The sequence below is a fragment of the Wolbachia endosymbiont of Pentidionis agamae genome (assembly GCF_036711655.1).
In the GTDB taxonomy this organism is placed as follows: Bacteria; Pseudomonadota; Alphaproteobacteria; order Rickettsiales; family Anaplasmataceae; genus JAZHPY01.
On sequence record NZ_JAZHPY010000080.1, the window covers coordinates 1 to 4801 of the forward strand.

The following is a 4801-nucleotide window of genomic DNA, read 5'->3' on the forward strand; positions in this document are numbered from 1 at the left end:
GCTTTTTTCCTTGATTGTCTATACGCTCTCTCAGTAATGGGAATTGGCATTAGAACCTCTTACCTTTTTTCTATTTTTTTGTAATGTCTACATCATGAAAAACATCTCTGGATAGAGGATATTTTTCGATAATATATAAATTTAAAAAAATTAAGTTGGAGAATTAGCATTCGTACTTTTTCTTAATCTATGAACTTGTAGTTTATAGTGATTTAACACTCTTTATAAGATTTTCTTTCTCTACTCTAATCAGATTCTCTAATTGGAATTAGATTGTCTATTGCTTTTTTTTACTGATTCATTATCATTTTAAAATGTTAAGATATATAATTCCTGAAAACTGTGATGCAAGAAAAAAGATGTATATTTGTTACCATACTTGGTCTTCCTAATGCTGGTAAATCCACATTAGTCAATAATATAATTGGAAAAAAGATCACAATAGTTACTCCTAAAGTGCAAACTACAAGAACTCACGTTAGGGGAATTACAATATATCACAATACACAAATAGTTTTAGTTGACTCTCCTGGAATCTTTTTAGCAAAAACAGCTTTTGAAAAATCACTTGTCAGATCTGCATGGTCAGGAGTCAAGGAAAATGATGTTAATTTATTGCTAATTGATGCTGCAAGCTATTTTAAACGTCAAGATGAAATAAAAGCAATATTAAGCCGATTAAAATATAGATGTGTATTAGTAATCAATAAAATTGACTTAATAGAGAAACCAAAATTCAAAAGAGTACACGAGCATCTTTGTCTACTTCATAAATTTGAAAATATTTTTACAATATCGGCATTAAAAAATGATGGAATTTCAGATTTAGTACACTATTTATCCGAAATTGCACCTACTAGTCCATGGCTTTATCCAGAGGATCAAGTAACAGATTCGTCTGAAAGATTCTTATCTGCAGAAATTATAAGAGAAAGATTATTTTTAAATTTACGTGAGGAATTACCATATTCTTTATCTGTTGTCACCGAAAAATTTGAAGAAAAAGAAGATAAAAGTTTGCTAATAAAGCAAGTTATTCTAGTTTTAAAAGATAGTCATAAAAAAATAATCATAGGCAAAAATGGTAGCAATATAAAAAAAATTAATATTGAAGCACGTATTGAACTAGAAAAGATATTTGAATGTAAGATTCACTTATTCCTTTTTATAAAAGTACATACTTGGACTAAGCACTTATCACCTCACCAATGATACGTGATGTGATAGTAAGCTCTTGAAATAAAAGAATTATATTAATTATAGGGAAGTTATAATTACTTCGAAGAATGCATTATTGCGACTGTTTTTACAATTTTGTCATGGAGAAATTGCTTTTGTTTATCAAATGCTGCAAGCACTATTAAAATAGTGAGTACTATAAGTTCTATGATAGGAAAGAAGGAAAGAATAAATCCAATAATGATATGTGTAAAAACACATCTAACTGCCGCTTGCATTATGCTTACATTTTTTAATGTATTTGCATCTTTTATACGGACACCAAGCAATAAATAACCTGGAGTACCACTAAATTTTATTAACAGAAATATCTCTAAAATTGCAAAAAATATAGTTTCAATAACAATTGTTGTTAACACATGATGTTCAAAAAAAGCTGCGCGAATTATGTCTATATCACTAAATCCATTTACCAAATCTACTAAATTAGCACTCCTCACTTGAAAGAATATAATTGGTAATACCATAGCGATTACAATAATAGTATCAATCATACTAGCTATAACGCGCCTTATTATTCCTACATAATTTACTTTAGCATCCATTTTTTACCTCAAGGTAGGAAAATAGGATGAGCTCTGAGATATTATAAAAAAGAAAGTTGCCAATGAAAAAAAGTATTACAGAATTTTGCTATTTCATAGAAGATGTTTGTCGTATTGCTGATGAAAAATTTTCAGCCTATCAAGTTGCAAAAACCCAACTAGAATGATACTGCATCAGAAATACTTACCTTGCTTTACCACAAATTTCGATGCAAAAATTTCAAAGCTTTTTATCTTTAAATACTCTATAAATCAGAGTTTCAAAACTCCATCATAGGTTTATAGCCTTAAAATCGAGGTTTTATTTGTACTTGACACTACTTTTGCAGACAATCTCGTATATTGTGCCACTTTGGTTGCCATAGGATCTCGAGAAACAAGGTTTTCAAAGAGGAATTGCAAAAATTGGGCACCCATTCATACAAAAGGCTGGTTTTTTTGCTTTTAAATTATACTAGAGACTTGAAACTTGTTATTAATATTAAAAAAAGCATAGCAAAAGAGAAGATTTTTACTCTAGAAAAAAATTGATCATTGAGACGGTTTTTGCTATCTAAAAAACAAATTTGAGCTTAAGTACACCAGACATAGGTCGCTGATAAATTTTTTGGTGCATGTCTTTAGTGTATAGATTCAAAAATTAAGAGACAAATTGAGTAATGAAGATTACTCTTATATAATAACTCTATTAGAATGGTAAATAAAATTTCTATGATGGATATTATAACCACTTTCATTTTAATTTTTTGTGTAGTAATTTCAATAATGAGAGGATTTATAAAGGAAATATGTGCATTGATACTACTTTTCTTATCTGTAATTATCACAGTAAATTATTATGATTTTTTCACTCCTAATTATAGTCAATATTTCTCTTCTGGCATTAAAATTAATGTACTCTCTACAGTGTCAGTATTTATAGTAATAAATTTGTTATTTATGCTAGTAAATAATCTAATAATGCAACTACTACTACCAGTGAGATTTGGTATTATTGACAGAGTCAGTGGCTCCTTAGTAGGACTATTTCGTGGAATATTATTTTCTTATGTGTTGTTTTTTATGTTACAACTATACTATTATACAGTATTTGAAGGTGAGGTGCTTGAACATTCTCCTGAAGTGCATGAAGTTCTACCAAATTGGATAATAGATTCATACTCTTACCAATTTTTATTTTCTGCAATAGATAATTTTGTAAATCAACAAATTTTAGATACAAAAGTTGGATTGTTAATTGATAAAATAAAGCAAGGAGAATGAATTTTACTGTATTCTAATATGTCTAAGATCCTTAGAGATAATATTTTCTTTTTGCTTTGATGAAATGCTAAATAAATTTATTATTTTCACAAAAATAGTAATTATCATGTAGCACCAGAACCTTATGCTATTTTTATATACAATATTGAACCTACATGAATCTTTTAATATGTTCTTCTACATTTTAGAAAACACTATACCTGTATTCGAAAATTACATAACTCCATTAAAAATCTTGTTACTATAATTGCAGTAAACATTGAACATAAAATTCCTATTGATAGAGTAATAGAGAAACCTTTAATTGCTCCACTCCCTATTACAAACATTATTCCTGCAGCAATCAAAGTTGTAATATTTGAATCAAGTATAGTTCTTATGGCATCATTAAATCCCTCTTCTATTGCGCGCTTTACTCTTTTCCCTCCTCTTATCCCTTCTTTTATGCGTTCAAATATTAAAATATTTGCATCCACTGACATACCAATTGTGAGTGCAATACCAGAAATACCAGGAAGAGTAAGAGTGAATCCAAATAAAGTAAATATACACAATATTAGCATTGCATTAAATAAAAGTCCAATCGAGACAAACAAACCTAATCTACCATAAATCAACACCATTGATAATGATACTATGATAATTGAAATTATAGAAGCAAGACCACCAGTTTTTATTGACTCTGCTCCAACAGTAGGCCCAATATTTTTCTCTTCAATAATATTAAGAGGAGCAGGTAACGCACCTGATCTAAAGAGTATTGCAAGCTCATTTGCTTGCTCTGCAGTAAAATTACCACTTATTTCCCCTTCTCCATTAATGATTGGTACATTTATTATTGGTGCAATTAATACTATATTGTCTAATACTATAGCAAAAGGATTGCCAATGTTTGCTTTAGTAATCCTTTCAAATTGTCTGCTAGCTGAGTCATTGAATTTAAAATATATGTTATTTTTACCTGTAGATCCAGATTTAACAAATGCTGTAGTTAATGCATAACCACCAATTTCAATCTTACGTAACACTGGATATGAATTACCAAATGAATCAGATAATAAAACTGTAGTAGTATGATTTATATCTTGTATATTTCTTACTTTATGATCTATTAAATGAAAAGTTAATTTAGCTGTCTTACCAAGTAAAGACTTTATTTCATCTATATTACTAATCCCTGGTACTTGTATAAGTATTTTATTATTGCCTTGCTTTTGAATACTCACTTCTTTTGTACCAAGCTTATCTAAACGTGTTTTAATATTATCAATCGATTCTGATAAGACTTTTTGTGCAAGAGAATCTTTATAATGTTTGCTATATGAAATAAAATATTTATTATCAATTTCTAAATTCCTATCTATTTTAAAAATTAATTCTGATGCCATTTTTCCATTGTTATTATTTAGTAGAGTAAGTAGTAACTTATGGTTATTTTTGTTTTCTAAATGATGTTTGATATTATACTTAAGCAAAGTATCTGTAATGTCACTAACTAACACATCTAACTTTTCTTGTATATAAGAGTCTAAATCTACCTCTAACAATAAAGATGCCCCACCCCTCAAATCAAGTCCCAAGTTTATTCTTTTTTTTGATATCAACAAATTGCTATCAAAGAAATTTGGTAAAATCATATATAATGATATAAAAAAAAGTAATGATATAAAAAAAGACTTTATAGGTTCAGGAAGTAAGAATCCCTTTTTGGTTAACTACCTTAGATAAAAACAAAGCAAGGCAAAATGTTTCTC

Annotated in this window: 4 protein-coding genes and 1 pseudogene; 3 read left to right on the forward strand and 2 right to left on the reverse strand. The window is 28.4% G+C overall.

What is annotated here, in order from left to right; genetic code table 11:
- Positions 1 to 345: 345 nt before the first annotated feature.
- Positions 346 to 1212, forward strand: a complete 867-nt coding sequence (gene era / locus V6U76_RS04500) for a GTPase Era (RefSeq protein WP_333023900.1) — start codon at positions 346 to 348, stop codon at positions 1210 to 1212.
- 62 nt (positions 1213 to 1274) lie between these two features.
- Here the strand turns inward: era and V6U76_RS04505 are convergent, their stop codons facing one another.
- Positions 1275 to 1784, reverse strand: coding sequence for an RDD family protein (locus tag V6U76_RS04505; protein WP_333023896.1), 510 nt, complete (start codon positions 1782 to 1784; stop codon positions 1275 to 1277).
- Between the two features lie 450 nt (positions 1785 to 2234).
- On the opposite strand from V6U76_RS04505, the pseudogene V6U76_RS05700 reads away from it, so the two are divergent.
- A pseudogene (locus tag V6U76_RS05700) lies at positions 2235 to 2415 on the forward strand (transposase); the annotation flags it as partial.
- An 80-nt stretch (positions 2416 to 2495) separates the two neighbouring features.
- Positions 2496 to 3047 carry a CvpA family protein gene (locus tag V6U76_RS04515; protein WP_333023898.1) on the forward strand — a complete coding sequence of 184 codons (552 nt, stop codon included), beginning with the start codon at positions 2496 to 2498 and terminating at the stop codon, positions 3045 to 3047.
- Between the two features lie 194 nt (positions 3048 to 3241).
- Here the strand turns inward: V6U76_RS04515 and secD are convergent, their stop codons facing one another.
- Positions 3242 to 4684, reverse strand: a complete 1443-nt coding sequence (gene secD / locus V6U76_RS04520; RefSeq protein ID WP_333023899.1) for a protein translocase subunit SecD — start codon at positions 4682 to 4684, stop codon at positions 3242 to 3244.
- Positions 4685 to 4801: the final 117 nt, after the last annotated feature.

Bases quoted from the DNA above. Each gene is read 5' to 3' on its own strand.
- era (WP_333023900.1), top strand. From the start codon at position 346: ATGCAAGAAAAAAGATGTATATTTGTTACCATACTTGGTCTTCCTAAT.
- V6U76_RS04505 (WP_333023896.1), bottom strand. From the start codon at position 1,784: ATGGATGCTAAAGTAAATTATGTAGGAATAATAAGGCGCGTTATAGCT.
- V6U76_RS04515 (WP_333023898.1), top strand. From the start codon at position 2,496: ATGATGGATATTATAACCACTTTCATTTTAATTTTTTGTGTAGTAATT.
- secD (WP_333023899.1), bottom strand. From the start codon at position 4,684: ATGATTTTACCAAATTTCTTTGATAGCAATTTGTTGATATCAAAAAAA.